We start from the raw sequence: 24747 nt of genomic DNA on the forward strand, positions 1-24747 counted from the left end.
AGATGGGTCAGAAAATTCATCCAACTGGTTTCCGCCTGGCGGTAACCCGTAACTGGGCTTCGCGTTGGTATGCAGGCAATGGTAACTTTGCCGCCATGCTGAACGAAGACTTGAAAGCACGTACCTACCTGAAAGCCAAGCTGAAGAACGCTTCGGTCGGCCGCATCGTGATCGAGCGTCCAGCCAAGAACGCGCGTTTCACCATCTACAGCTCGCGTCCAGGCGTGGTCATTGGTAAAAAAGGCGAAGACATCGAAGTACTGAAGTCGGCGCTGACCAAGATCATGGGTGTGCCGGTGCACGTCAATATCGAAGAAATCCGCAAGCCAGAAATCGACTCGCAGCTGATCGCTGATTCGATCGCTCAGCAGCTGGAAAAACGCATTATGTTCCGCCGCGCGATGAAACGCGCGATGCAGAACGCCATGCGTCTGGGCGCCCTGGGCATCAAGATCATGTCGTCGGGTCGTCTGAACGGCATCGAGATCGCCCGTACCGAATGGTATCGCGAAGGCCGTGTGCCACTGCACACCCTGCGCGCTGACATCGACTACGGCACCAGCGAAGCTTCGACCACCTACGGCATCATCGGTGTCAAGGTGTGGGTATACAAAGGTGACCGCGCGCCTAACGGCGATGCACCAGTCATCGATACCCCGCCGGACGAGAAAAAGCCACGTGGCCCACGTCGTGAAGACGGCAAACCAGCTGGCCGTCCGCGTCCAGCCGGTGCTGGTGGCGCCCGCCGCGCTGCCAAGCCAGCCGAGAAAGCAGGAGAATAATCATGCTGCAACCAGCACGCAGAAAGTATCGTAAAGAGCAGAAAGGCCGTAACACCGGCATTTCGCACAGCGCCGGCACCAACGTGTCGTTCGGCGAGTTCGGTCTGAAAGCAGTTGCCCGTGGTCGTATCACGGCACGTCAGATCGAAGCCGCACGTCGCGCCATGACCCGTCACATCAAACGTGGCGGTCGTATCTGGATTCGCGTTTTCCCGGACAAACCGATTTCGAACAAGCCTGCCGAAGTCCGTATGGGTAACGGTAAGGGTAATCCGGAATACTACGTCGCTGAAATCCGTCCAGGCAAAGTCCTGTACGAAATGGATGGCGTAGGCGAAGAACTGGCGCGCGAAGCATTCCGCCTGGCCGCTGCCAAACTGCCACTGGCGACCACGTTCGTGGTCCGTCAAGTTGGTCAATAACAGGAGTGAAATATGAAAGCATCTGAACTCCGCGGCAAAGACCAGGTAGCTCTGCAAAAAGAGCTGAATGACCTGTTGAAGGCACAGTTCGGCCTGCGTATGCAAATCGCTACGCAACAGCTGAGCAACACCTCGCAGCTCAAGAAGGTACGTCGCGATATCGCACGCGTAAAAACGGTATTGAACACGAAGGAAGCAAAATGACCGAGCAAGTAAAGCTGAAGCGTACGCTGATCGGTAAAGTTGTGTCCGACAAGATGGACAAGACCGTTACCGTTCTGATCGAACGTCACGTGAAACACCCTCTGTATGGCAAGATCATCGTTCGTAGCGCCAAGTACCACGCGCACGACGAGACCAACCAGGTGAAAGCCGGTGACACGGTGGAAATCGTGGAAGGTCGTCCGATCTCCAAAACGAAGGCATGGACCGTGACTCGTGTGGTGCAAGCCGCACAAATCGTTTAATTGAACTGACTGCCGCCTGAGATTGCCCGAAACGGTGGTGTCGGGCGGTGTTTTTCAATTAGTTCTTGCAAGCCCGCGAGTTGTATGTAATACTCGTGGGCTTCGTTCATGTAACGCCGCAAAGTGTCTGGCCACAGACGCTGAACCGTGCGGTCAGTATGCAGTTCGAAGGTCAAGCACCCAAGCAATGAAGCCAGCAGGTTTCATTGGCGGGACCAAGACTGACCGTTAGGTCCGCATTGTGTGGATTCTTCGGCTTAAGTTGGGAAAGAGAATATTATGATTCAAACTGAAAGCCGGCTCGAAGTAGCCGACAACACCGGTGCCAAAGAAGTTATGTGCATCAAGGTGTTGGGCGGTTCCAAGCGCCGTTATGCTGGCATTGGCGACGTGATCAAAGTAACCGTTAAGGTTGCTCAGCCACGCGGCCGTGTCAAAAAAGGTGAAATTTATAACGCCGTGGTAGTGCGCACCGCTAAAGGTGTTCGCCGCCAAGACGGTTCCCTGGTGAAGTTCGACGGCAACGCCGCCGTGCTGCTGAACGCCAAACTGGAACCGATCGGTACGCGTATCTTTGGACCAGTGACGCGCGAGCTGCGCACTGAAAAGTTCATGAAGATCGTGTCCCTGGCACCTGAAGTACTGTAAGGAGTCAGCAATGGATAAGATTCGTAAAAACGACGAAGTCATCGTTCTGGCCGGTAAAGACAAGGGCAAACGCGGTGTCGTTTCGCGTCGCGTAGACGCAGAACACGTTGTGGTTGAAGGCGTCAACGTCGCTAAAAAAGCGACCAAGCCGAACCCAATGACTGGCGTTCAAGGTGGTATCGTCGACAAGACTATGCCGATTCACGTGTCCAACGTTGCGTTGTTCAACGCAGCGACTGGCAAGGCAGACCGTGTTGGTTTCAAAGAAGTGGATGGCAAAAAAGTCCGCGTCTTCAAATCGTCCGGCGAAGTAGTGAAGGCTTAAGAAATCATGGCACGTCTCCAAGAATTCTATAAAGAAAAAGTCGTCGCTGACCTGACCGAAAAATTCGGTTACAAGTCGGTGATGGAAGTTCCGCGTCTGACTAAGATCACCCTGAATATGGGTGTGGGCGAGGCGATTGCGGACAAGAAGGTCCTCGAGCACGCTGTTGGCGACCTGACCAAGATCGCTGGCCAGAAGCCAGTGACCACCAAGGCACGTAAAGCAATCGCGGGTTTCAAAATCCGTGAAGGCTACCCGATCGGCACCATGGTGACCCTGCGCGGCGCTCGCATGTACGAGTTCCTCGACCGTTTCATCACCGTGGCCCTGCCGCGCGTGCGTGACTTCCGCGGTGTGAATGGCAAAGCCTTCGACGGCCGCGGCAATTACAACATCGGTGTGAAAGAGCAGATCATCTTCCCTGAGATCGAGTACGACAAGATCGATGCGCTGCGTGGTATGAATATTTCGATCACCACCACCGCTAAGACCGACGACGAAGCGAAAGCTCTGCTCGCCGCCTTCAAATTCCCGTTCAGGAACTAAGAGATCATGGCAAAACTCGCACTGATTAACCGTGAGCTGAAACGCGTGGCACTGGCGAACAAATTCGCCGCCAAACGCGCTTCGCTGAAGGCCATCATTGATGACCAGTCGAAGTCGGAAGAAGAACGTTACGAAGCGCGCCTGAAACTGCAAGCGCTGCCACGTAACTCGGCTCCGACCCGCCAGCGTAACCGCTGCGCCGTCACCGGTCGTCCACGCGGCACCTTCCGTAAATTCGGTCTGGGCCGTATCAAGCTCCGTGAATTCGCCATGCGTGGTGAAATTCCGGGTATGACTAAAGCTAGCTGGTAATAGGAGAATAAGCAATGAGTATGAGCGATCCTATCGCCGATATGCTGACCCGCATTCGCAACGCCCAAGGCGTTCAAAAAACGACCGTGGCCATGCCATCGTCGAAAGTCAAAGTAGCGATTGCCAACGTCCTCAAGGACGAGGGTTACATTGAAGATTTCGCAGTCGCTGAAGATGGCGGCAAGTCGGAACTGAAAATCGGTTTGAAGTACTACGTAGGCCGTCCTGTTATCGAGCGTCTGGAGCGCGTGTCGCGTCCAGGTCTGCGCGTGTACAAAGGCAAAGACGAAATCCCTTCGGTAATGAATGGTCTGGGTGTGGCGATTGTATCGACCCCACAAGGCGTCATGACCGACCGTAAAGCACGCGCAACCGGTGTCGGCGGCGAAGTGATTTGCTACGTGGCCTAAGGAGTAAGACATGTCCCGAGTAGCTAAAATGCCTATCGCTGTGCCAGCTGGCGCTGATGTCGCCATCTCCGCACAAGCGATCACCGTCAAGGGCCCGCTGGGCGTCCTGACCCAGAGCCTGAACGGCCTGGTTAAAGTAGAAAACAATGCTGGTACCCTGAGCTTTGAGCCGTCGAACGACAGCCGCGAAGCCAACGCCATGTCCGGTACGCTGCGCGCACTGGTCAACAACATGGTAAACGGTGTGACCAAGGGCTTCGAGAAAAAGCTGAACCTGGTTGGCGTGGGCTACAAAGCCCAGGCCGCTGGCGACAAGCTGAACCTGTCGCTGGGTTTCTCGCACCCGGTCGTGCACGCCATGCCAGAAGGCGTGACCGTGACCACCGCCACCCCGACCGAGATCGTCATCAAAGGCATCGATCGTCAAAAGGTGGGCCAGGTTGCTGCAGAAGTTCGTGCTTACCGCGCTCCGGAGCCTTACAAAGGCAAGGGCGTCCGTTATTCGGACGAAGTGGTTAAGATCAAAGAAACTAAGAAGAAGTAATTAGGGGCTGACGATGGATAAAAAAGAATCTCGTCTGCGTCGCGGACGTCAAACCCGGATCAAGATTGCGCAACTGAAAGTGAACCGCCTGTCGGTTCACCGCACTAACCTGCACATCTACGCAAACCTGATCAGCCCGGATGCCAAAGTACTGGTTTCGGCCTCGACCGCGGAAGCGGAAGTGCGCGCTGAACTGGCTGGCAAATCGGGCAAGGGTGGCAACGCCGCCGCCGCCGCACTGGTCGGCAAGCGCGTAGCAGAAAAAGCACTCAAAGCCGGTATCACCGAAGTCGCCTTCGACCGTTCCGGTTTCCGTTATCACGGCCGTGTGAAGGCGCTGGCAGAAGCCGCGCGTGAAGCCGGTCTGAAGTTCTAAGGAACGATCATGGCAAAAATGCAAGCAAAAATGGCAAGCGACAAGCCGGACGATGGCATGCGCGAAAAAATGATCGCGATCAACCGCGTGACCAAAGTGGTCAAGGGTGGTCGTATCATGGGCTTCGCCGCGCTGACCGTAGTAGGTGACGGCGATGGCCGCATCGGCATGGGCAAGGGCAAGTCGAAAGAGGTACCGGTTGGTGTGCAGAAGGCAATGGAAGAAGCCCGTCGCAACCTGATCAAAGTACCACTGAAAAACGGCACGCTGCACCACACCGTCCTGGGTCGCCACGGCGCCTCGAAAGTCATGATGTCGCCTGCTAAACCAGGCACCGGCGTCATCGCTGGCGGCGCAATGCGCGCGATCTTCGAAGTCATGGGCGTTACCGACGTGGTCGCGAAATCGACCGGTTCGAGCAACCCGTACAACCTGGTTCGCGCCACGCTGGACGGCCTGGCTAAACTGAGCACTCCTGCTGACATCGCTGCTAAACGCGGCAAGTCGGTAGAAGAGATCCTGGGTTAAGGTGAACGACATGACTACGAAAACCGTCAAAGTACAACTGGTCAAGGGCCTGATCGGCACCCGTCAAGATCACCGCGCCACCGTGCGTGGTCTGGGTCTGCGTCGCGTCAACTCGGTCGCCGAGCTGCAAGACACCCCATCCGTACGCGGCATGATCAACAAAGTGTCGTATCTCGTTAAAGTAGTTGCGTAAGCCCCGGCTTACTCACGGAGAAATCATGGAACTGAATACCATTCAACCAGCCGAAGGCGCCAAGCACTACAAGCGTCGCGTCGGCCGCGGTATCGGCTCCGGCCTGGGTAAAACCGCGGGCCGCGGCCACAAGGGTCAGAAATCGCGTTCGGGCGGCTTCCACAAAGTCGGCTTCGAAGGCGGTCAGATGCCTCTGCAACGTCGTCTGCCTAAGCGCGGTTTCAAGTCGCTCAACGCCACCTTCAAAGCTGAAGTGCGTCTGTCCGACCTGAACAACCTGGCTGTTGGCGATGTCGACATTCTGGTGCTGAAACAAGCTGGCGTACTGAGCGTGCTGGCACGCGACGTGCGCGTCATTCTGTCCGGCGAGATCACCAAAGCGGTGAACCTCAAAGGCCTGAAAGTGACCGCTGGCGCGAAAGCCGCCATCGAAGCAGCCGGCGGCTCGGTAGCCTGAGCCCCCGCACACAGCTGATCGGAGCGAAAATTGGCGACTAATCCACAATTGGCAAAAAGTGCAGCAGCTGGTTTCCCTTGGGGCCGGCTCTGGTTCCTGCTTGGTGCATTGGTGGTTTATCGTATCGGCGCTCACATCCCTGTTCCAGGGATCGATCCGGTACGATTGGCAGAGCTGTTCAAGTCGCAAGAGGGCGGCATCCTGGGCATGTTGAACATGTTCAGTGGTGGCGCGCTGTCGCGCTTCACGGTATTTGCACTCGGCATCACGCCTTACATCTCGGCCTCGATCATCATGCAGTTGGTGTCGATCGTTTCGCCGCAGATGGAAGCGTTGAAAAAAGAGGGCGAAGCAGGCCGCCGCAAGATCACCCAGTACACCCGTTATTTCACGGTGGTGCTGGCGCTGTTCCAGGCGTTCGGCATTGCCGTCGCGCTGGAGTCGCAGCAAGGTCTGGTGCTGGATCCAGGCATTGCCTTCCGTTTCGTGACGGTCGTTACGCTGTTGACCGGCACCATGTTCGTGATGTGGTTGGGCGAGCAAATTACTGAGCGCGGTCTCGGTAATGGTATCTCGATCATCATCTTCGCAGGTATCGTGGCCGGCTTGCCGGGCGCATTGGGTGGCTTGGGCCAGTCGGTGTCGTCCGGTCAGATGGGCGCGCTGTCGGCGATCATCATCATGATCCTGGTGGTGGCGGTAACGTTCCTGGTGGTATTCGTGGAACGTGGCCAACGCAAGATTCTGGTCAACTATGCGAAACGCCAGGTGGGTAACAAGATTTACGGTGGACAAACGTCGCACCTGCCATTGAAGCTGAATATGGCCGGCGTGATCCCACCGATCTTCGCTTCGTCGATTATCTTGTTCCCGGCAACGATCGTGGGCTGGTTTACCACGGGCGCCGATACGGCCAACCCAGTGGTCCGGTTCCTGAAAGATTTGGCAGCATCGATGGGGCCAGGCGAGCCCATCCACGCACTGTTGTACGCCATTGCGATCGTGTTTTTCTGTTTCTTCTATACAGCGCTGGTCTTCAACAGCAAGGAAACAGCAGATAACTTGAAGAAGAGCGGGGCCTTTGTGCCAGGGATTCGTCCCGGTGAGCAGACTGCCCGCTACATCGACAAGATTCTGACCCGATTGACACTGGCTGGCGCTCTCTACATCACTTTGGTGTGTTTGTTGCCGGAATTCATGCAAGCCGAGTGGAAAGTACCATTCTATTTTGGCGGTACTTCTCTGTTGATTATTGTGGTTGTGACCATGGATTTCATGGCCCAAGTACAAAACTACGTGATGTCGCAGCAATATGAATCGCTGCTGCGCAAAGCAAACTTCAAAGGCGGAATTCCGACGCGATAAGCGCGGTTTCAACATACCGAATGGCAAAAGACGACGTCATACAGATGCAGGGCGAGATCCTGGAAAATCTCCCTAATGCAACATTTCGAGTAAAGCTGGAAAACGGGCACGTGGTGCTGGGGCATATTTCAGGTAAAATGCGGATGAACTATATCCGCATCCTGCCTGGCGATAAGGTGACGGTCGAACTGACACCTTACGACCTGTCCCGCGCCCGCATCGTGTTCCGGACCAAGTAAATTTAGATAATCGAACCTTAGAAGAGAGTTCATAATGAAAGTTAACGCCTCAGTCAAGCGGATCTGCCGCAACTGCAAGATCATCAAGCGCAAGGGCGTTGTTCGCGTAATCTGCGTCGAACCACGTCACAAGCAGCGTCAAGGTTAATAACCGTTATTTATCGAGGAATAACGAATGGCACGTATTGCAGGGGTTAATATCCCAAATCACCAGCACACCGTTATCGGCCTGACGGCCATCTACGGTGTAGGCCGCCCACGCGCGAAGTTCATCTGCGCGCAAACGGGTATCGCGACCAATAAAAAGGTCAAAGATCTGGACGACAGCGAACTGGAAAAGCTGCGCGATGAAGTAGGTAAATTCATCGTCGAAGGCGACCTGCGCCGCGAACTGTCCATGAACATCAAGCGTTTGATGGATCTGGGTTGCTACCGTGGTATGCGTCACCGTAAGGGCCTGCCGGTCCGCGGTCAACGTACCCGCACCAATGCACGTACCCGCAAGGGCCCGCGCAAAGCCGCTCAATCGCTCAAGAAATAATCTAGGGAAATCACATGGCTAAGCAACAAAGCAGCGCAGCAGCAGCTCGCGTACGCAAGAAGGTCAAGAAGAACGTTGCAGAAGGTATCGCACACGTTCACGCTTCCTTCAACAACACCATCATCACCATCACCGACCGCCAGGGCAATGCTCTGTCGTGGGCGACCTCCGGTGGTGCTGGCTTCAAGGGTTCGCGTAAATCGACCCCGTTCGCAGCGCAGGTTGCTGCTGAAGCCGCTGGTAAAGTCGCGATCGAATGCGGCGTGAAGAACCTGGAAGTGCGCATCAAGGGCCCAGGCCCAGGCCGTGAATCGGCTGTGCGCGCGCTGAACAACCTGGGCATCAAGATCACCGAGATCCAGGACGTGACGCCAGTTCCACACAACGGCTGCCGCCCTCCAAAGCGTCGTCGTATCTAATGGCCGTACCGGCTTAGCCGGTTCTGCTGTTACACAATAAAGCTGGTGCAGGAAGCTGGTAACAGCTATACTGCCCGGCTATTGTCGTCTGTCATCATGGCAGGCGTCGCCACCGTCTGGCTCATTGCAGACCAGACTAGCGTCCACCCGCGTGGGTCGGGACGTCATTATTTTAAAAGGAAAGCACCGTGGCACGTTATATCGGACCAAAAGCAAAACTCTCCCGCCGTGAAGGCACTGATCTGTTCCTGAAAAGCGCCCGTCGCTCGCTGGACAGCAAATGCAAACTGGACGTAAAACCAGGTCAGCACGGCGTTAAGTCGGGCGCCCGTACCTCGGACTACGGCAACCAGCTGCGCGAAAAACAAAAAGTAAAACGTATGTACGGCGTGCTGGAACGTCAGTTCCGTCGCTACTTCGCAGAAGCCGACCGCCGCAAAGGCAACACCGGCGAAACCCTGCTGAAGCTGCTGGAAGCCCGTCTGGACAACGTTGCATACCGCATGGGCTTTGGCTCGACCCGCGCTGAAGCGCGTCAGCTGGTATCGCACAAAGCCTTCACCGTGAACGGCCAAGTGGTGAACATCGCTTCGTACGCAGTGAAAGTTGGCGACGTGATCGCCGTGCGCGAAAAAGCCAAGAAACAAGTACGTATCGTTGAAGCGCTGTCGCTGGCTGAACAAGTCGGCATGCCAGCCTGGGTATCGGTTGATGCCAAGAAAATGGAAGGCACTTTCAAGTCCCTGCCAGAGCGTAACGAAATCGCCAACGACGTCAACGAATCGCTGATCGTCGAGCTGTACTCGCGTTAATCTGTAGTCTAAGTAGCATCAAAACCCGCCCGCTTTTTCAAGCGGGCGTTTTCACTAATGCCATCAGCCTTATCGGCCTAACGCGCCGAGGGTATTGAAGAGGACATTTCATGCAAAACAGTTTGTTGAAACCACGTATTATCGATGTAGAAGCGCTGGGCGCCGGTCACGCTAAAGTCGTGATGGAGCCATTTGAACGCGGCTACGGCCACACCCTGGGCAACGCGCTGCGTCGCGTGCTGCTGTCGTCGATGGTCGGCTACGCGCCTACCGAAGTGACCATTGCTGGCGTGGTGCACGAGTATTCGTCGCTGGACGGCGTGCAAGAAGACGTGGTTGACCTGCTGCTGAACCTGAAGGGCGTGGTCTTCAAAGTCCACAACCGTGATTCGGTCACCCTGACCCTGAAAAAAGAAGGCGAAGGTGCGGTACTGGCTTCGGACATCGATCTGCCACACGACGTGGAACTGATCAATCCTGACCACGTGATCGCCCACCTGACCGCCGGCGGCAAACTGGACATGCAGATCAAGGTCGAAAAAGGCCGCGGCTATGTGCCAGGTAACGTGCGTCGTCTGTCGGAAGACACCAACAAAACCATCGGCCGCATCATTCTGGACGCGTCGTTCTCGCCAGTGCGCCGTGTGTCGTACTTCGTTGAGTCGGCCCGTGTCGAACAGCGTACCGACCTGGACAAGTTGATCATCAACATCGAAACCAACGGCGTGATCTCGCCGGAAGAAGCGATCCGTCAATCGGCGCGCGTGCTGGTGGATCAACTGAATGTATTCGCTGCCCTGGAAGGCACCGAAGCTGCTGCTGAAGCACCTTCGCGCGCTCCGCTGGTCGATCCTATCCTGCTGCGTCCAGTGGATGATCTGGAACTGACCGTGCGTTCGGCCAACTGCCTGAAAGCAGAAAACATCTACTACATCGGCGACCTGATCCAGCGTTCGGAAAACGAACTGCTGAAGACCCCGAACCTGGGCCGCAAGTCGCTGAACGAGATCAAGGAAGTCCTGGCTTCCCGTGGTCTGACCCTGGGCATGAAGCTGGAAAACTGGCCGCCTGCTGGTCTGGAAAAGTAATTTGTAGTTTGCAGTACCGCCCGGCACGTGTTGTGTCGGGCGTAAATCACTAAAACCGGTCCGCGCTCTGGCGTTTGTCAAAGCGATCGAAGAACTCGGATTTAAACATCATCGAAAGGAAGTACCATGCGTCACCGTCACGGCCTCCGTAAACTGAACCGTACCTCGTCCCACCGTCTGGCTATGCTGCGCAACATGACCGTATCGCTGCTGCGTCATGAAGCCATCAAAACCACGCTGCCAAAAGCTAAAGAGCTGCGCCGCGTTGTTGAGCCTATCCTGACCCTGGGCAAGACCGACACCCTGGCTAACAAGCGTCTGGCATTCGCCCGTCTGCGCGACCGCGAAATCGTAGGCAAACTGTTCTCGGAACTGGGCCCACGTTACGCTGCACGTAACGGCGGCTACCTGCGCATCCTGAAAATGGGTTTCCGCGTTGGCGACAACGCTCCAATGGCTTACGTTGAGCTGCTGGACCGTCCAGAAGTCACCGCTGTAGAAGACGCACCAACCGCTGAGTAATCAGCCGGTCGTCCCCGCAGTACTGAAAAGCCAGGCTTAGCCTGGCTTTTTTTTCGCCTGTTGGCCAGATTTCATTGACTTAAAAATGAGAATCGTTATCATTCCCTTTTTTGATAAAAGCCGGCGATGCGCAGCCAGATCCCGGCCACTTTCTGAGGAGCAACCATGCGTGCCTTATGGACCTTGGTACACCGATATCTCGGCCTGCTGACTGCGGGCTTTTTGTTTATCAGCGGCGTTACCGGCGCCATTATTTCGTGGGATCACGAGCTCGACGACCTGCTCAATCCGCATCTGATGGAGGCCCACACGCCTGGCCAGCCGCAGCCTTCGCTGGCGCTGGCCAGGCAGCTGGAGGCGCGTTATCCGCAGATCCTGGTGTCCTTCATTCCGATCCAGCTGGAACCGGGCGAGGCGGTGGCCTTTGGTGTGTCGCCGCGCGTGAATCCGGCCACGGGCAAGCTGTACGAGCCGGGGTTCAATCAGATATTCGTCGATCCGGTCAGCGGCGCTGAACTGGGCAAGCGCGAATGGGGTGCGGTGTGGCCGATTACCAAGGAAACATTTGTCTCCTTCCTGTATCGCCTGCATTACACGCTGCATATTCCTGAAATGTGGGGTATTGATCGCTGGGGCTTGTGGCTGATGGGGGGGATTGCCATGATCTGGGTGGTCGACAGTTTTGTCGGTTTCTATCTGACCTTGCCATTGCGCCGTAAAGAAGCCAGCAAGCCGTGGATGCAACGCTGGAAACCGGCGTGGAAAGTCCGCTGGAAGGGCGGCAGCAATAAGCTCAATTTCGATTTGCACCGGGCATTCAGTTTGTGGACCTGGGGCCTGCTGATTATTCTGTCATTTACTGCATTCTCATTAAATCTTTATAGCGAGATTTTCTATCCGGTAATGAGTAAGATTTCCAAGGTAACACCAACGCCATTTGATGTGATTCCAATGGCGGAGTTGCATAAGCCGCATACGCCTAAAATAGAATATGCCAAAGTGGTGGAAACCGCGGCGCAGGAAGCAATTCAGCGTAAATGGGAAGAACCAGTCGGCAGTATTTTCTATACCAATGCATTTAATGTATATGGCGTGAGTTTCTACAAGCCGGGTAATGATCACGGTACTGGCGGCGTCGGCCCTGCTTATCTGTATTACGACGGCGCTGACGGTAAGCTGCTGGGTGAACGTCTGCCATGGAAGGGGACTGCGGCGGACATCTTCGTGCAGGCGCAATTCCCGCTGCACTCCGGCCGCATCCTGGGGCTGCCGGGCCGCATCCTGATTTCTGTGATGGGCGTGGTGGTGGCCATGTTGAGCGTGACCGGCGTCATTATCTGGTGGCGCAAACGGGCGTCGCGTTTGGTGACTGCGGAGCGCCGCACAGGCGATCTGGTCGAGGCCTGATGTGAGTACGTGCCAAGAATTGGCACGTACTAGCTAGTTTTCGGCGTACCTTACTGCAAACGGCGGTCGCCGGCGGCCTTGAATTCGGAGCTGGCGTTCCAGCTAGGCGTGACGCCCTGGGCGATATCCAGTCCGACTTGGAACAGCAACTGGATGTCTTGTACGCCGCCGCTGAAGTCCCAGTCGTTACGGAAGCTGTCCGTTACCTGGTGATAATCGTGGGTGAAATAATTATTCACGACATCGGTGGCGTAGTTATCCGGCTTATTCAAATAGCCGCTGCGTGCCTTGGTATATAACACCGGCACGCCAGCACGCGCCAGTTCCAATTGATCCGCACGATAAAAACTGCCTAATTCAGGGCGCGAATCTTTTTCCATCAAACGCCCCTGGCTTTTGGCGTATTTCTCCAGCAAGCCATCGATACTGGAATGGCCGGAGGTGACATTTTCAATTTGCTTGGTCTTGCCCCAGGCATTAATGCCGTCGATATTGATATTGGCCACAGTGTGCTTTAATGGATAAAGCGGATGGCTGGCGTAATATTTCGCACCGAGCAGGCCTTTTTCTTCGGCGGTGGTGGCGATAAACAGCACGGAACGTTTTGGCGCTTTAGGCAATGCCTTATATGCTTTGGCCAGTTCCAGCAATGCCGATACGCCGGAGGCATTATCCAGCGCGCCGTAATAAATCTTGCCGGTCTTACCGTCTACGCCCAGATGGTCCCAGTGCGCGCTATAAATCACATATTCATTTTTCAGCTTGGAATCGCTGCCTTCGATTTTTGCCACCACATTATTTGAATTAACCGTACGCGAGATATTTTCGACTTTGAAATCGGCCGTGCCTTTTAAACTGACAGGACGAAAGTCTTTGCTCAGCGCCTGTTTTTTCAGTGTGTCGAAATCGTAGCCGGCAGCCGCCATCATGGCCTTGGCCTGGTCCAGCTGGATCCAGCCCGGCACTGCCGGCGCGTCTGGATCGTCGCCACCACGCAGCAGGCTGAACTGCTCGCTATTGCCGCCGCTGCGCACCACCTCCCATGGATAAGCTGCCGGTTTTGTTTCATGAATGATGATGGCAGCGGCCGCGCCCAGCTTGGCGGCGATCTCGTACTTGTAGGTCCAGCGGCCGTAATAGGTCATGGCCTTGCCCTTGAACATGGCCGGATCGAGCTGCTGTGGGTCGTTTGGATCGGGGATGGCCGGATCGTTGATCAGCATCAGGATGGTCTTGCCGCGCACATCCACGCCCTTGTAATCGTCCCAACCATACTCCGGCGCCTGCACGCCGTAGCCGACAAACACGATTTCCGAGTTGTTGACGTTGACGGTGCTGGGCTGGCTGGTCGAATGTGCAACAAAATCGTCCTCGAATTTCAGCGCGACCTGCTTGCCGGTGATGCTGTAGCTGAAGCTGGGTGTCGGTTTCTGGCCGCGCATCGGCACCGCCTGCACCCAGCTTCCGTCCGGATTGCCGGGCTTGAGGCCCAGTTTCTTGAATTCCTGCTGGAGGTAGGCCACGGTCCGTGTCTCGCCGGCGGTGCCGGGCGCGCGGCCCTCAAATTCGTCGGAGGCCAGGGTTTTGATGTGCGCCGTCAGATCCTGGGCGGAAATGGCGTTCAGCGCTTTGGCCGGGGCTTGCGCCAGCGCGGGCAGGGCGCTCAGCACGAGCGAGGTCAACAGCAGGGGACGTAGAGGGGACATAGGGCTTTGCTCCAGTGCGTGAAAAAATCGAGTTTCGCATAGATCAAGGTTTTAAGGCCTCGCTCAGGCGGGAAAAACGCCATCGGTGTACTATGCTGTTGCTTCAATGAACAGACTCCCTTGAGAGAATCCCGTCATGTCCCGTTTTACCCGCCTGATCCGCTTGTTCGCGCCACTGCTGGCGCTGATCGCACTGCTGTTGCAGCCAGCCCGCGCAGAAGACTTCCTCGACCCTTCGGAAGCATTCAAATTCTCGGCGCGCATGGTGGACGGGCATACCGTTGCGGTGACCTTCCAGATCGCCGACGGCTACTATATGTACCGCGAGCGCTTCAAGTTCAGCGCCCAAGGCGCCAAGCTCGGTGCGCCGCAAATTCCGCCGGGAAAGGTGCACTACGACGAAACTTTCGCCAAGGACGTGGAAACCTACCGCAAGAGCGTGACCGTCACGATACCGGTGGAAGTGGACGGTCCGTTCACGCTGCTGGCGGGGGGGCAGGGCTGCTCGGAAAAGGGCTTGTGCTATGCGCCGCAGGACTACAAGGCCTCGCTGACCGGCAGCGGTTCGGTGCCGGTCGCGCCCCCAGCCTCGGTGGCCGCACCGGCTGCGGCCAAGCCGGCCGAAGCCGCGCCAGCCGCCAGCCAGGGCGCCGTCAATCAGGGCGTCGATGGCGGCAAAGCTGCCGCACTCAGCCCTGGCGTCAAGATCTACACCGTGCCTAACCCGACCTCCACCGACATCGTCGAGCCAGCCCCCGCCATCGCCCCGGCCGCTGCGCCCGTCAACGAATCCGGCCGCCTGGAAGCCGCACTGAAGAGCGGCAAGCTGTTGCTGATTCTGCCGCTGTTCGCCCTGCTGGGCCTGGGCCTGTCGTTCACGCCATGCGTGCTGCCGATGGTGCCCATCCTGTCCTCGATCATCGTGGGCGAAGGCGCCAACACCACGCGCGGACGCGGCCTGGCCTTGTCCGCCACCTATGCGCTGGGCATGGCGCTGGTCTACACCGCGCTGGGCGTGGCGGCCGGCCTGGCTGGCGAAGGCCTGGCCAGCGCGCTGCAAAACCCATGGGTGCTGGGCGCGTTCGCATTGCTGATGGTGGTACTGTCGCTGTCGATGTTTGGTTACTACGAATTGCAGGTGCCGGCCGCGCTGCAAGGCAAGCTGAGCGCGGCGTCCAACCGCCAGAGCTCGGGCAAGCTGGCCGGCGTGTTCATCATGGGCGCCATTTCCGCGCTGATCGTTGGTCCATGCGTCGCTGCCCCGCTGGCTGCCGCGCTGGTCTACATCAGCCAGTCGCGCGATGTGGTGATTGGCGGCGCCGCGCTGTTCGCAATGGCGGTGGGCATGAGCGTGCCGCTGCTGCTGGTCGGCGTGTCGGCCGGCGCGCTGCTGCCGAAAGCCGGCGTATGGATGGATAACGTCAAGCGCTTCTTCGGCGTGCTGATGCTGGCGGTCGGCTGGTGGCTGGTGTCGCCAGTGCTGCCGGGGGCTGTGCAGATGATGGGCTGGGCGGCGTTGCTGGTTGGCTATGGCATGTATCTGCTGCTAAATCCGGGCAAATGGCTGGCTAAATCGCTGGGCGTGATCGTCGCTGTGCTGGGCGTGATGCAGCTGGTTGGCGTGGTCAGCGGTGGCCGCGATCCGCTCGCGCCGCTGGCGCACCTGACTGGCAAGGCCCATGAAACGCCGCTGGCCTTCCAGCGCGTGAAGACCGTGCAGCAGCTCGACGCCATCCTCGCGCAAACCAATGGCAAAACCGTGATGCTGGACTTCTACGCCGACTGGTGTGTGTCCTGCAAGGAAATGGAAAAGCTGACCTTTGTCGATCCTGCTGTGCGCGCCAAGCTGGCCAATACCCTGTTGCTGCAAGTCGACGTGACCGCCAACGATGACGACGACAAAGCCATGCTGAAACGCTTTGGCCTGTTCGGCCCGCCAGGCATCATCCTGTTCGACCGCCAGGGCAAGGAAATCCCGAACTCGCGCGTGATCGGCTTCCAGAATGCGGCGAAATTCGCCGCATCCCTGTCCGCACTGAATTAATCAGCCCTGGCGCGGCGCCGGGCCGCCCCAGCCTTCGTGCTGCCCGCCATGGCCCCAGCCGCCGCGATGGCCGTGGTGGCGATGACCGCGACCACCGTGTTCGCCGCGCAAGCCATGCTCGTCAAACAGCGTCTGCTGCGCCGGATTCAGCTGGCCGTAGAAGGCGGTCACCGCCTGCACGCGGGTTTGCAGATAGGCCTCGCGCTTCTTGGTCATATCCAGCGCCAGTTTCAGGCGCTCCGGTGCGGTCAGCTTGTTCATCGGCTTGCGCTCCGGGCGCTGGCCATCAAAGGCTGCCGGCTTGATGGCGGCCTGGTAATTGGCCCAGGCCGATTCCTGCTGCGCCGTCAGTTTCAGCAAATCATGCAGGCGCGCCTGACGCTTGGCGTACATATCCGCCATTTTGGCCTGCATTTGCTCCTTGCTGGGATGGGCGCCGTGCGGCTTTTGCGCTGGCTGGGCTTCCTGGGCGTGCGCTGCGGCCATGCCCAGTACGGTGAAACCGATCAGTATGCTTTTGCGTAAGATGTTCATGGTCGTTCCTTCATCATTGAGGTTAATCAATCGCGGTCACCAATGTGCCGCGCTTGTGACCATAGTGGCCCCCGAAGGTTGCTCTTACGTTGCGCTCGTCCCGGTTTTTGTATCCAGATGTTAAGCACCTAAGCCCATATACAAGACGATACAATAGTCTGATGGTCTTGCATGGATAATGAGCACATGGAACCAACATCAACTATCTTAATCGTCGACGACGACCGCGACATCCGCACCTTGCTGGCTGACTACCTGGAGTCGAACGGCTATCGCGCCCTGTGCGCGCCCGATGGCGCCGCCATGTGGAAACTGCTGGACGAGGGCCGCCCGGAGCTGGTGGTGCTCGACCTTAACCTGCCTGGCGACGACGGCCTGACCCTGTGCCGCAAGCTGCGCGCCCACTCGACTCTGCCGGTGATTATGCTGACCGCGCGCAACGAGCCGCTGGACCGCATCCTCGGCCTGGAAATGGGCGCCGATGACTATCTGCCGAAACCGTTCGAGCCGCGCGAGCTGCTGGCGCGCATCCGCAGCGTCCTGCGCCGCAGTAACGCCATGCCGGTCGGCGTGGGCGCCGACAAGGCGCAGCAGATGAAATTCTCCGGCTGGACGCTGGACCTGACTGCACGCCACCTGCTCAACCCAGACGGTATCGTCATCATGCTGTCGGGTGCCGAGTTCCGCTTGCTCAAGGTATTCCTCGAACATCCGAACCGCGTGCTGAACCGCGACCAGCTGCTGAACCTGACCCAGGGCCGCGACGCCGATCCGTTCGACCGCTCGATCGACATCCAGATCAGCCGCCTGCGCCAAAAGCTGGGTGAGGACGCGCGCATGCCGCAAATTATCAAGACCGTCCGCAACGGCGGCTATGTGCTGGCCGGACAAGTCACCGTGGAGCCGCAAGCGTGAAAGCCTTCTTCGGCTCGATGACCGGACGGGTGTTTACCGTCCTGCTGCTGGGTATCATCGCTTCGGCGGCGCTGACCCAGTGGCTGGCGGTCAACGAGCGCACGCGGGCGCTGGAGCGCTACCGTGACTTTCATGCGCTGGAACGCGCCGAACAGCTGATTACTACCGCCGATGTGATGCCGGAGAGCGCGCGGCCGACCTATCTGATCGCCGCCGGCCGTGGCACGGTGCGGCTGGAGATGAGCGATACGCCGCAAGGCAAAGTACTGCCGCCGACCGAGTTCTCGACCTCGCTGCAACAGCGGCTCGGCGAGCGCTACAAGCTCGGCCCGCTGGACGAACATCCACCGGCCTGCGACCAGCCGCGCCTGAGCACCAGCATCTTCGCCTCCACCCAGTGGAAGGGCACTTGCGAAACCATGAATGTGCAGCTGCACGACGGCCAGATGCTCAAGCTGTCGGTGCTGCCGCCGCGCTCGCCGCCAGCATCGACCAACAGCGAACTGATATCGCTGCTGCCCTTCCTGCTGTCGATCGCCTTCCTGGCCTACCTGGTGGCGCGCATGTCGATGCGTCCGCTGAAGCGCCTGGCGCAGGCCGCCAAGGACCTGGGCAACGACATCAATCACCCGCCGGTGGTGCTCAGCGGCGCGTCGGAAATCCGCCAGGCCAGCGCCGCCTTCAACGCCATGCAGGCGCGCATCCGCCAGCACATCACCCAGCGCACGCAGATGCTGGCCGCGATCACCCACGATTTGCAAACCCCGCTGACGCGGCTGCGGCTGCGGCTGGAAAAAGTCGGCGACAACGAATTGCAGCAGCGCCTGATCGACGACCTGTCGGCCATGCAGCAAATGGTCAAGGAAGGGCTGGACCTGGCGCGCAGCATGGACTCCACCGAAACCATGCAGGCGCTGGATCTGGACTCGCTGCTTGACAGCGTGTGCAGCGATGCTTCTGACGTCGGCCAGCAGGTCGAGCTGCGCGGCCGCGCGTCGATGGCGCTGATGGGGCGGCCGCTGGCGATCCGCCGCTGCCTGGTCAACCTGATCGACAACGCCGTCAAGTACGGCCGCTATGCCAATGTGACGGTGGAGCGGCTGGTCGGCTCGGCGCGCATCCGCATCCGCGACGGCGGTCCGGGCATTGCGCCGGACCAGATGGCGCGCGTGTTTGAACCGTTCTACCGGATCGAGACCTCGCGCTCGCGCGAGTCCGGTGGCACCGGACTGGGGCTGACCATCGCCCGCAATATCGCCGAGCAGCATGGCGCGAATGTCACGCTGGCCAACCACAAGGACGGCGGCCTGGAAGTGACACTGGTGGTGCCGGAATACTACGTCGGCAGCTAAGCAACATTCTTCAGAAAAAACGTCGGGCGGTAATACTGCTGCAGTTTTTCTCAGGGATACTATGCGACAATATTTCGCCCATGCACGGCGGCAATGTTTTCTGAAGTTAAAACTATTATTAAAATGAAAAAATCTTCCTTAGCATCCCTGATCGGCGCAATCGTGGTAGTGGGCGGCGGCATCTGGTACGCGACCCACGGCGGCAGTCATCCGCCTACCGGCAGCAAAATGAACGGTAACGCGCCACAGGGACCGACCACCGTCAGCATCGTCGCGCCGCGCAAGCAGGATGTGCCGGTGACGCTGCAGGCCAACGGCACGGTGACGCCGATCAGCACGGTCGACCTGCATCCGCAAACCACCAGCACCATCGCCAAGGTCCACATCAAGGAAGGACAGTTCGTCAAATCCGGCGAGCTGATGTTCACGCTGGACGACCGCAGCGAGCGTGCCAATGTCGACAAGGCCCAGGCCCAGGTCGAGCGCGACCGCGCTTCGTTGGCCGACTACGAGCGCCAGTACAAACGCGCGCTGGAACTGCTGGAGAAAAAATTCATCGCCCAAGGCGCGGTTGATACGCTGAAGAGCCAGGTCGACTCCGCCCGCGCGCTGCTGCAAGCCGACATCGCCGCCGTGCGTTCGGCCAGCGTGGACGCCAGCTACACCGCGATCCGCGCGCCAATGACCGGCCGCGTCGGCGCCATCAACGTCTATCCGGGCAGCCTGGTGCAGATGACCACCTTGCTGACCTCGGTCACCCAGCTGGATCCGATCACGGTCGCCTTCACGCTGCCGGAATCCGCGCTGGCCGGCCTGATGGCGGCGCAGCGCCAGGGCGCCGTGCCGGTGCAGGTAACGCTGGATAATTCCAGCGTGGCGGTCAATGGCAAGCTCAGCTTCATCGACAACACGGTCGATCCGGTGGCCGGCGTGATTCGCGTCAAGGCCCAGTTCGATAACAAGGACACCAGCCTGTGGCCTGGCCAATACGTCAACACCAAGCTGATTTCGCAGGTGCTGAAAGATGCGACCGTGATTCCGCAAAACGCTATCATTAGCAATACCCGTGGCACGTTTGTGTACGCGGTGGACAAGGACCAGTCGGCCAAGGTAGTCAACATCAAGCGCCTGTACGCCTTTGGCGAGCATGCCGCCGTGTCCGGCCTGAACGGCGACGAGCAGGTGATCGTCGACGGCAAGCAGAATCTGCGGCCAGGCGGCAAGGTGCGTGTGGCCTCGTCCGATGGTACTCAACAGAAGGGCTAAGCGATGAACCTTTCCGAGTTGTGCATCCGCCGTCCGGTGATGGTGGTGCTGTTGTCGGCCACGCTGATCCTGGCCGGCGTGCTGTCGTATTTCTACATCCCGGTGGCGGCGCTGCCGAGCTACAACACCCCGGTGATCAACGTCTCGGCCGACCTGCCGGGCGCTTCGCCGGACACCATGGCGTCCTCGGTGGCGCTGCCGCTGGAGAAGCAGTTCTCCACCATTGCCGGCCTGAGCCTGATCACCTCCACCAACACGCTGGGCAATTCCTCGCTGACGCTGGAGTTTGACCCGAGCATCAACGTCAACGAAGCGGCGGTCGATGTGCAGGCGGCGCTGCTGCGCGCCCAGCGCCAGTTGCCGATCGAGATGACCGACCTGCCGTCCTACCGCAAGGTCAATCCGGCTGACGCGCCGGTGCTGTTCATGACCATGAACTCGCCGTCGCTGAGCCTGTCGGAACTGAATGACTACGCGGAAAACCTGATCGCGCCGTCGCTGTCCACGCTGCCCGGCGTGGCACAGGTTTCGGTCAACGGCCAGAAGCGTTTCGCGGTGCGCATCCGCGCCAAGTCGGACCTGATGAACGCGCGCAACCTGACGCTGGAAGAATTGCAGCAGGCGATCAAATCGGCCAACGCCAATACCCCGCTGGGTATCCTGGACGGTCCGAAGCAGACGCTGACGATTACCGGCAACGCCCAGCTGATGAAGGCGGCCGACTACGCCGAGCTGATCGTCGCCCAGCGCAATGGCGAGCCGGTGCGCCTGAAGGATGTGGCGGAAGTACAGGACAGCTTCCAGTCCACCAAAGCGGCCGGTAGCTACAACGGCGAACGTTCGATCGTGCTGCTGGTGCAGCGCCAGCCGGATGCGAATACCGTGCAGGTGGTGGACGGCGTGCGCCGCCTGCTGCCGCAGTTCAAGGCGCAGCTGCCGGCCTCGATCAACATCAACCTGGTCAACGACCGGTCGGTGTCGATCCGCGAGGCGATCCACGACGTCAACCTGACGCTGCTGCTGACCATCTTCCTGGTGGTAATGGTGATCTTCCTGTTCCTGCGCCGTGCGGCGGCGACGTTTATCCCGGCGATTACCATGCCGATCTCGCTGCTGGGCGCGCTGGCGCTGCTGTATGCGTTTGGCTATTCGCTGGACAACGTCTCGCTGCTGGGCATTACGCTGGCGGTCGGCCTGGTGGTCGATGACGCGATCGTGGTGCTGGAAAACATTGTGCGGCATATCGAGATGGGCAAGCGGCCGCTGGAAGCGTCGCTGGTGGGCGCCAAGGAAATGGGCTTCACGATTATTTCGATTTCCGTGTCGCTGGTGGCGGTGTTCATTCCGATCTTCTTCATGCCGGGCGTGATCGGCCTGATGTTCCACGAATTCGCCGTGGTGGTGGCACTGTCGGTGCTGGTGTCGGCGGCGGTGTCGCTGATGCTGGTGCCGATGCTGGCCAGCCGCATGCTGCCGGCCGACGCCATCGATCCAGAACACGACAAGGGCAACTTCATCGGCCGCTGGTTCGAAGCCGGTTTCGGGGCGCTGCGCGACTTCTACGCGCGCACCCTGGACACCGCGCTGCGCCATCGCTACTTCGTGCTGCTGCTGGCGCTGGGCACTTTTGCGCTGACGGCGCTGCTGTACGTCACCACGCCGAAGGGCTTCTTCCCGGAGGAGGACCTGGGCCAGATCCGCGTCAACACCGAAGCCTCGGAAGACATCTCCTCGGCCTCGCTGCTGGAGTTGCAGGAGCGCGTCGCCACCGTGATCCGCAACGACCCGAATGTGCAGGACGTGACCTCCTTCGTGGGCGGCGGCAATACCGGCCGCATGTTCCTGGTGCTGAAACCGCGCAGCGAACGCCAGAAGATGCCGCAAGTGCTGGATAGCCTGCGCAAGGCCACCAAGCAGGTGCCGGGCATCGCCGTCTACCTGAGCCCGGTGCAGAACTTGCAGCTGGGCGGACGCCAGTCGAAGTCGCGCTATCAGTACACGCTGCAATCGGTCAGCCCCGGCGCGCTGAACGAATGGGCCGACAAATACATGGAGCGCATGCGCGCCGATCCGGACTTCCGCGACGTTACCAGCGATTCGCAGAACAAGGGGCTGCAAGCTTCGCTGAAAATCGACCGCGACAAAGCCAACAACCTCGGCGTGGCGATTGGCGACATCCGCACCGCGCTGTACCTCGCTTTCGGCGAGCGCCAGGTATCGACCATCTACTCGCCGGCCGCCAGCTACTACGTGATTCTGGAAGCGGCAGACGCCGACCGCCAGTTCGATAGTGCGCTGACCAAGATCTCGGTGCGCAACAAGAGCGGCCAACTGGTGCAGCTGTCCAGCTTTGCCACGGTGGAACGCACCATCGGTCCGACCGCCGTCAACCACCAGGGCCAGCTGCAAGCGATCACGCTGTCGTTCAACCTGGCGCCGGACGTACCGCTGGGCACGGCCACCGCCAAGATCGACGCCTGGGGTGCCGATATGCGCCTGCCGCCATCGATCATCACCAACTATGGTGGCGATGCGGCGGTGTTCCAGAGTTCGCAGGGCAGCCAGCTGATCCTGATTCTGGCCGCGCTGGGCGTGATCTACGTGCTGCTGGGCGTGCTGTACGAGAGCTACATCCACCCGCTGACCATTCTGGCTGGCTTGCCGTCGGCGGCGGTGGGCGCACTGATCACGCTGCGGCTGTTCAATCTGGACCTGACCATGATCGCCATCATCGGCATCCTGATGCTGATCGGTATCGTCAAGAAGAACGCCATCATGATGATCGACTTCGCACTGCACGCGCAGCGTAAAGAGGGACTGACGCCGGAAGTGGCGATCCGCCAGGCGTGTATCCTGCGCTTCCGTCCGATCATGATGACCACCATGGCCGCGCTGATGGGGGCGCTGCCGATCGCGCTGGGTCTGGGCGCTGGCGCCGAACTGCGCCAGCCGCTAGGCCTGGCGGTGGTGGGCGGCCTGATCTTCTCGCAAGTGATCACCTTGTACATCACCCCGGTGATCTATCTGTTCCTCGACAAATACAGCGGCACCGGGCCGATGAGCGACGCGGAAATCAGCGCCGATGCCGCCATCGCCCCGCCGGAGCGCGAGACGGTGCACGCCGTGCCGCTGAAAGCGGTGAACAAGCACTAAGGGGATGGATTCGGCACATCCTTACCCATCCGTAATATGTTAAAACGCGGCGCGGCGCGGCCGGCGTTGGATGCCGAACACAGCGCGGCAGCCAGGGCCGCTATGATGGAAAAACAGCGCTGCAAGGGGCGCTGATGGCCCGCTCAGCGTGTTAAGATGTTGGCACTTTGCAAAGCAATTGATACATACAGTAACACCCGTCAAGAGCTGAAACTTGTAAAGTAGACAGTCTGATGCCGTAGCATGGCATTGGGAGCGGTTCCCAATATAGCGGGACTCTGGCACTATGGCCCCATTTTGACGACTCGCGTTCCACAAGGTTTGTATCTTGCACCACGACTCCCACATCCTCTCAGCGCATTCTGACTACTGCGAGACTTGCGGCCAGCGCCTGCCGGTGGCGCAGGACGGCTACGCCACCTGGGAACGCAAGACCAAGAACAACCGCATCGGCATCGGCATTTCGATCGGCCTGCACTTGCTGGGCGTGCTGTACTACCTGTTTGCGCCGTCGCATACTCCGCCGATGAAGCCGCCGTCGGTCAAAGGCGGGCAGATGGTTTACATTGCGCCGCTGGCAAAAGAACCGGTCAAGCCGAAGCGCGTGCCCAAGCCGGAAACGCCGAAAGCCAAACCGAAGACCCAGCCGCGCCAGCCCTCGGAGGCCAAGCAGGCGCCGGTCGCGCCGCGTCCGAAGCTGGAAACTTACGTGCCGCCGCTGGAAGCCAAGATGACGCCGCCGCCACCTGAGCAGGACATGGCGGAAATGATCGCCAAGCGCCGTGCTGCGCGCGAAGCGCAGAATCCGCCATCGCCGCCATCGCCGCCGGCGCCAGCGGTCGAGAGCGAAGGCGACCGCGCCAAGCGGGTCGCGATGGCCAACATCGCCCGCGCCAACAGCGCCGCCACCGCTGACGAAAACGGCGGCCTGTTCACGGTCAAGAAAATCAGCTTCAATAGTGCCGAGATCAAATTCCGCGGCTTCAACACCAACTTCAAGCGCAACTGGCTGAAGCAGGTCAACGTCGAGCGCGGCGCCGAGCAAGACATTGAAACGGCGACGATCAAAGAAATGATCAAAATCATCCGCAGCGAAAAGACCGGCGACTTCGACTTCGAATCGCGCCGCCTGGGCCGCACCGTACCGCTGAGCGCGCGCAAAGAAGACGAAAAACAACTGTTCGACTTCCTGATGCGCGAAGTCTTCCCCGACTACTTCAACCTCGGCCGCAAATAATCCGGGGTCTAATCCGGGGTCAGATACCGTCTTGAATAGCAAGCCCTTTTGAAAGGTAATTGGCGTCAAAGGGCTTGCCGGTACGAATGACACCATAGATGAGATGCACGAGCTTATGCATCACGGCGCCGATTACG

The 24747-nt window shown here is 59.0% G+C and carries 31 protein-coding genes; 29 read left to right on the forward strand and 2 right to left on the reverse strand.

Going from position 1 to position 24747, the window contains the following annotated elements:
• Window positions 1–2 precede the first annotated feature (2 nt).
• From rpsC to KW842_RS26635, 23 genes are all read left to right on the forward strand, one after another.
• Complete coding sequence (gene rpsC / locus KW842_RS26525; RefSeq protein WP_090192444.1) at window positions 3–782, forward strand: 30S ribosomal protein S3; 780 nt, start codon at window positions 3–5, stop codon at window positions 780–782.
• Window positions 783–784: 2 nt separating this feature from the next.
• Window positions 785–1204: a 50S ribosomal protein L16 gene (rplP, locus tag KW842_RS26530; RefSeq protein WP_090192443.1), complete on the forward strand. Its 420-nt coding sequence runs from the start codon at window positions 785–787 to the stop codon at window positions 1202–1204.
• Between the two features lie 12 nt (window positions 1205–1216).
• A complete protein-coding gene (rpmC, locus tag KW842_RS26535) occupies window positions 1217–1408 on the forward strand; it encodes a 50S ribosomal protein L29 (protein ID WP_090192442.1) in 192 nt (63 codons plus the stop codon).
• Window positions 1405–1671 carry a 30S ribosomal protein S17 gene (gene rpsQ / locus KW842_RS26540; RefSeq protein WP_055937633.1) on the forward strand — a complete coding sequence of 89 codons (267 nt, stop codon included), beginning with the start codon at window positions 1405–1407 and terminating at the stop codon, window positions 1669–1671. The genes rpmC and rpsQ overlap by 4 nt, the downstream gene beginning before the upstream one ends.
• A 279-nt stretch (window positions 1672–1950) precedes the next feature.
• A complete protein-coding gene (gene rplN / locus KW842_RS26545) occupies window positions 1951–2319 on the forward strand; it encodes a 50S ribosomal protein L14 (protein ID WP_050409761.1) in 369 nt (122 codons plus the stop codon).
• Window positions 2320–2329: 10 nt separating this feature from the next.
• A complete protein-coding gene (gene rplX, locus KW842_RS26550) occupies window positions 2330–2644 on the forward strand; it encodes a 50S ribosomal protein L24 (protein WP_092280168.1) in 315 nt (104 codons plus the stop codon).
• Between the two features lie 6 nt (window positions 2645–2650).
• A complete protein-coding gene (gene rplE / locus KW842_RS26555; RefSeq protein WP_072786817.1) occupies window positions 2651–3190 on the forward strand; it encodes a 50S ribosomal protein L5 in 540 nt (179 codons plus the stop codon).
• Between the two features lie 6 nt (window positions 3191–3196).
• Window positions 3197–3502: a 30S ribosomal protein S14 gene (rpsN, locus tag KW842_RS26560; RefSeq protein ID WP_218307160.1), complete on the forward strand. Its 306-nt coding sequence runs from the start codon at window positions 3197–3199 to the stop codon at window positions 3500–3502.
• A 14-nt stretch (window positions 3503–3516) separates the two neighbouring features.
• Window positions 3517–3912, forward strand: a complete 396-nt coding sequence (rpsH, locus tag KW842_RS26565) for a 30S ribosomal protein S8 (RefSeq protein WP_161077547.1) — start codon at window positions 3517–3519, stop codon at window positions 3910–3912.
• Window positions 3913–3922: 10 nt separating this feature from the next.
• A complete protein-coding gene (rplF, locus tag KW842_RS26570; protein WP_090192439.1) occupies window positions 3923–4456 on the forward strand; it encodes a 50S ribosomal protein L6 in 534 nt (177 codons plus the stop codon).
• 13 nt (window positions 4457–4469) lie between these two features.
• On the forward strand, window positions 4470–4832 hold the full coding sequence (rplR, locus tag KW842_RS26575) for a 50S ribosomal protein L18 (protein ID WP_218307161.1): 363 nt from the start codon (window positions 4470–4472) through the stop codon (window positions 4830–4832).
• Window positions 4833–4841: 9 nt separating this feature from the next.
• Entirely contained in the window at window positions 4842–5360 is a 519-nt protein-coding gene (rpsE, locus tag KW842_RS26580; RefSeq protein WP_072786822.1) for a 30S ribosomal protein S5, read from the forward strand.
• Between the two features lie 10 nt (window positions 5361–5370).
• Window positions 5371–5553 (forward strand): 50S ribosomal protein L30, encoded by a 183-nt coding sequence (rpmD, locus tag KW842_RS26585; RefSeq protein ID WP_090192459.1) that lies wholly within the window; start codon window positions 5371–5373, stop codon window positions 5551–5553.
• Between the two features lie 25 nt (window positions 5554–5578).
• A complete protein-coding gene (gene rplO / locus KW842_RS26590) occupies window positions 5579–6010 on the forward strand; it encodes a 50S ribosomal protein L15 (protein ID WP_090192436.1) in 432 nt (143 codons plus the stop codon).
• A gap of 30 nt (window positions 6011–6040) precedes the next feature.
• Window positions 6041–7375 carry a preprotein translocase subunit SecY gene (gene secY, locus KW842_RS26595; RefSeq protein WP_218307163.1) on the forward strand — a complete coding sequence of 445 codons (1335 nt, stop codon included), beginning with the start codon at window positions 6041–6043 and terminating at the stop codon, window positions 7373–7375.
• 20 nt (window positions 7376–7395) lie between these two features.
• Window positions 7396–7614 (forward strand): translation initiation factor IF-1, encoded by a 219-nt coding sequence (gene infA / locus KW842_RS26600; protein ID WP_005663428.1) that lies wholly within the window; start codon window positions 7396–7398, stop codon window positions 7612–7614.
• Window positions 7615–7648: 34 nt separating this feature from the next.
• Window positions 7649–7762 (forward strand): 50S ribosomal protein L36, encoded by a 114-nt coding sequence (gene rpmJ / locus KW842_RS26605; protein WP_005663407.1) that lies wholly within the window; start codon window positions 7649–7651, stop codon window positions 7760–7762.
• Window positions 7763–7789: 27 nt separating this feature from the next.
• Complete coding sequence (gene rpsM / locus KW842_RS26610; protein WP_090192434.1) at window positions 7790–8155, forward strand: 30S ribosomal protein S13; 366 nt, start codon at window positions 7790–7792, stop codon at window positions 8153–8155.
• Window positions 8156–8169: 14 nt separating this feature from the next.
• On the forward strand, window positions 8170–8574 hold the full coding sequence (rpsK, locus tag KW842_RS26615; RefSeq protein ID WP_072786827.1) for a 30S ribosomal protein S11: 405 nt from the start codon (window positions 8170–8172) through the stop codon (window positions 8572–8574).
• A gap of 188 nt (window positions 8575–8762) precedes the next feature.
• Window positions 8763–9386: a 30S ribosomal protein S4 gene (gene rpsD, locus KW842_RS26620; RefSeq protein ID WP_218307164.1), complete on the forward strand. Its 624-nt coding sequence runs from the start codon at window positions 8763–8765 to the stop codon at window positions 9384–9386.
• 110 nt (window positions 9387–9496) lie between these two features.
• Window positions 9497–10474 carry a DNA-directed RNA polymerase subunit alpha gene (locus KW842_RS26625; protein ID WP_026637581.1) on the forward strand — a complete coding sequence of 326 codons (978 nt, stop codon included), beginning with the start codon at window positions 9497–9499 and terminating at the stop codon, window positions 10472–10474.
• A gap of 126 nt (window positions 10475–10600) precedes the next feature.
• The gene (gene rplQ, locus KW842_RS26630) at window positions 10601–10996 is read left to right on the forward strand and encodes a 50S ribosomal protein L17 (protein WP_072786830.1); all 396 of its coding nucleotides are present in this window, start codon (window positions 10601–10603) and stop codon (window positions 10994–10996) included.
• A gap of 165 nt (window positions 10997–11161) precedes the next feature.
• A complete protein-coding gene (locus KW842_RS26635) occupies window positions 11162–12403 on the forward strand; it encodes a PepSY domain-containing protein (RefSeq protein ID WP_218307166.1) in 1242 nt (413 codons plus the stop codon).
• A gap of 50 nt (window positions 12404–12453) precedes the next feature.
• On the opposite strand, the gene KW842_RS26640 is transcribed toward KW842_RS26635, so the two are convergent.
• Window positions 12454–14109, reverse strand: a complete 1656-nt coding sequence (locus KW842_RS26640) for a M20/M25/M40 family metallo-hydrolase (RefSeq protein WP_218307168.1) — start codon at window positions 14107–14109, stop codon at window positions 12454–12456.
• A 136-nt stretch (window positions 14110–14245) separates the two neighbouring features.
• On the opposite strand from KW842_RS26640, the gene dsbD reads away from it, so the two are divergent.
• Entirely contained in the window at window positions 14246–16153 is a 1908-nt protein-coding gene (gene dsbD / locus KW842_RS26645) for a protein-disulfide reductase DsbD (protein ID WP_218307169.1), read from the forward strand.
• Here dsbD and KW842_RS26650 read toward each other — a convergent pair whose 3' ends face one another.
• Window positions 16154–16687 (reverse strand): Spy/CpxP family protein refolding chaperone, encoded by a 534-nt coding sequence (locus KW842_RS26650; protein ID WP_218307171.1) that lies wholly within the window; start codon window positions 16685–16687, stop codon window positions 16154–16156. It lies immediately after the preceding gene.
• Window positions 16688–16873: 186 nt separating this feature from the next.
• Here KW842_RS26650 and KW842_RS26655 point away from each other — a divergent pair, with 186 nt between their 5' ends.
• The 5 genes from KW842_RS26655 to KW842_RS26675 all read left to right on the forward strand — a co-directional run bounded on the left by KW842_RS26655 (window position 16874) and on the right by KW842_RS26675 (window position 24610).
• On the forward strand, window positions 16874–17602 hold the full coding sequence (locus KW842_RS26655; protein WP_090192457.1) for a response regulator: 729 nt from the start codon (window positions 16874–16876) through the stop codon (window positions 17600–17602).
• The gene (locus KW842_RS26660; RefSeq protein WP_218307172.1) at window positions 17599–18954 is read left to right on the forward strand and encodes an ATP-binding protein; all 1356 of its coding nucleotides are present in this window, start codon (window positions 17599–17601) and stop codon (window positions 18952–18954) included. Before KW842_RS26655 ends, KW842_RS26660 begins: the two co-directional genes overlap by 4 nt.
• Window positions 18955–19077: 123 nt before the next feature.
• Complete coding sequence (locus KW842_RS26665; RefSeq protein WP_218307174.1) at window positions 19078–20220, forward strand: efflux RND transporter periplasmic adaptor subunit; 1143 nt, start codon at window positions 19078–19080, stop codon at window positions 20218–20220.
• Between the two features lie 3 nt (window positions 20221–20223).
• The gene (locus tag KW842_RS26670; RefSeq protein WP_218307175.1) at window positions 20224–23373 is read left to right on the forward strand and encodes an efflux RND transporter permease subunit; all 3150 of its coding nucleotides are present in this window, start codon (window positions 20224–20226) and stop codon (window positions 23371–23373) included.
• Window positions 23374–23701: 328 nt separating this feature from the next.
• Window positions 23702–24610 (forward strand): cell envelope integrity protein TolA, encoded by a 909-nt coding sequence (locus tag KW842_RS26675; protein WP_218307176.1) that lies wholly within the window; start codon window positions 23702–23704, stop codon window positions 24608–24610.
• Window positions 24611–24747 lie beyond the last annotated feature (137 nt).

Source organism: Duganella sp. sic0402 (assembly GCF_019219065.1).
GTDB lineage: Bacteria > Pseudomonadota > Gammaproteobacteria > Burkholderiales > Burkholderiaceae_D > Rugamonas.

Bases quoted from the DNA above. Each gene is read 5' to 3' on its own strand.
- rpmJ (WP_005663407.1), top strand. From the start codon at position 7,649: ATGAAAGTTAACGCCTCAGTCAAGCGGATCTGCCGCAACTGCAAGATC.
- rpsE (WP_072786822.1), top strand. From the start codon at position 4,842: ATGGCAAAAATGCAAGCAAAAATGGCAAGCGACAAGCCGGACGATGGC.
- rplR (WP_218307161.1), top strand. From the start codon at position 4,470: ATGGATAAAAAAGAATCTCGTCTGCGTCGCGGACGTCAAACCCGGATC.
- infA (WP_005663428.1), top strand. From the start codon at position 7,396: ATGGCAAAAGACGACGTCATACAGATGCAGGGCGAGATCCTGGAAAAT.
- KW842_RS26655 (WP_090192457.1), top strand. From the start codon at position 16,874: ATGGAACCAACATCAACTATCTTAATCGTCGACGACGACCGCGACATC.
- KW842_RS26665 (WP_218307174.1), top strand. From the start codon at position 19,078: ATGAAAAAATCTTCCTTAGCATCCCTGATCGGCGCAATCGTGGTAGTG.
- rpsH (WP_161077547.1), top strand. From the start codon at position 3,517: ATGAGTATGAGCGATCCTATCGCCGATATGCTGACCCGCATTCGCAAC.
- rpsN (WP_218307160.1), top strand. From the start codon at position 3,197: ATGGCAAAACTCGCACTGATTAACCGTGAGCTGAAACGCGTGGCACTG.
- rpmD (WP_090192459.1), top strand. From the start codon at position 5,371: ATGACTACGAAAACCGTCAAAGTACAACTGGTCAAGGGCCTGATCGGC.
- rpsC (WP_090192444.1), top strand. From the start codon at position 3: ATGGGTCAGAAAATTCATCCAACTGGTTTCCGCCTGGCGGTAACCCGT.
- rplX (WP_092280168.1), top strand. From the start codon at position 2,330: ATGGATAAGATTCGTAAAAACGACGAAGTCATCGTTCTGGCCGGTAAA.
- KW842_RS26670 (WP_218307175.1), top strand. From the start codon at position 20,224: ATGAACCTTTCCGAGTTGTGCATCCGCCGTCCGGTGATGGTGGTGCTG.
- KW842_RS26625 (WP_026637581.1), top strand. From the start codon at position 9,497: ATGCAAAACAGTTTGTTGAAACCACGTATTATCGATGTAGAAGCGCTG.
- rplQ (WP_072786830.1), top strand. From the start codon at position 10,601: ATGCGTCACCGTCACGGCCTCCGTAAACTGAACCGTACCTCGTCCCAC.
- KW842_RS26635 (WP_218307166.1), top strand. From the start codon at position 11,162: ATGCGTGCCTTATGGACCTTGGTACACCGATATCTCGGCCTGCTGACT.
- rplP (WP_090192443.1), top strand. From the start codon at position 785: ATGCTGCAACCAGCACGCAGAAAGTATCGTAAAGAGCAGAAAGGCCGT.
- rplN (WP_050409761.1), top strand. From the start codon at position 1,951: ATGATTCAAACTGAAAGCCGGCTCGAAGTAGCCGACAACACCGGTGCC.
- dsbD (WP_218307169.1), top strand. From the start codon at position 14,246: ATGTCCCGTTTTACCCGCCTGATCCGCTTGTTCGCGCCACTGCTGGCG.
- KW842_RS26640 (WP_218307168.1), bottom strand. From the start codon at position 14,109: ATGTCCCCTCTACGTCCCCTGCTGTTGACCTCGCTCGTGCTGAGCGCC.
- KW842_RS26650 (WP_218307171.1), bottom strand. From the start codon at position 16,687: ATGAACATCTTACGCAAAAGCATACTGATCGGTTTCACCGTACTGGGC.
- rpsM (WP_090192434.1), top strand. From the start codon at position 7,790: ATGGCACGTATTGCAGGGGTTAATATCCCAAATCACCAGCACACCGTT.
- rpsK (WP_072786827.1), top strand. From the start codon at position 8,170: ATGGCTAAGCAACAAAGCAGCGCAGCAGCAGCTCGCGTACGCAAGAAG.
- rpsQ (WP_055937633.1), top strand. From the start codon at position 1,405: ATGACCGAGCAAGTAAAGCTGAAGCGTACGCTGATCGGTAAAGTTGTG.
- rplE (WP_072786817.1), top strand. From the start codon at position 2,651: ATGGCACGTCTCCAAGAATTCTATAAAGAAAAAGTCGTCGCTGACCTG.
- rplF (WP_090192439.1), top strand. From the start codon at position 3,923: ATGTCCCGAGTAGCTAAAATGCCTATCGCTGTGCCAGCTGGCGCTGAT.
- rpmC (WP_090192442.1), top strand. From the start codon at position 1,217: ATGAAAGCATCTGAACTCCGCGGCAAAGACCAGGTAGCTCTGCAAAAA.
- rplO (WP_090192436.1), top strand. From the start codon at position 5,579: ATGGAACTGAATACCATTCAACCAGCCGAAGGCGCCAAGCACTACAAG.